Genomic DNA, 455 nt, shown 5'->3' on the forward strand with positions numbered 1-455 from the left:
GCAAACCCAAAGGCGTGTCGCTGACCCATGCCGGTCTCTCCATGCATGTGCAAACCATCGGTGAACGCTATGGCATGACCCCGGATGATGTGGAGCTGCAGTTCGCCTCCATCAGTTTTGATGGCGCCGTAGAGCGCTGGACGGTGCCGCTGGCCTTTGGTTCCCGTGTGGTGATTCGTGACCAGCAACTGTGGAGCGCGGAACAATGCTGTGAGGTGCTGAAAAACGAAGGCGTCACCGTGGCCTGTTTTCCGCCCAGCTATATGGGCCCGCTGCTGGACTGGATCGAACAGGAAAAAACCGCACTGAAAGTGCGTTCCTGGACCCTGGGGGGCGAAGCCTTTACCCGGGAAACCTTCGAACGCATGCAGCAGGTGTTGAAACCGCAGCGCATTCTCAACGGTTACGGTCCTACCGAAACCGTGGTCACCCCGATGCTGTGGGCCGCCTATGAA

1 protein-coding gene is annotated in these 455 nt (G+C 58.7%); it reads left to right on the forward strand.

Annotation, left to right across the window (positions count from 1 at the left end; genetic code table 11):
• Window positions 1–455: AMP-binding protein (locus tag A3730_RS12955; protein ID WP_156501196.1), on the forward strand; the 455-nt coding region annotated here is incomplete at both ends.

The sequence above is a fragment of the Alcanivorax sp. HI0044 genome (assembly GCF_001634945.1).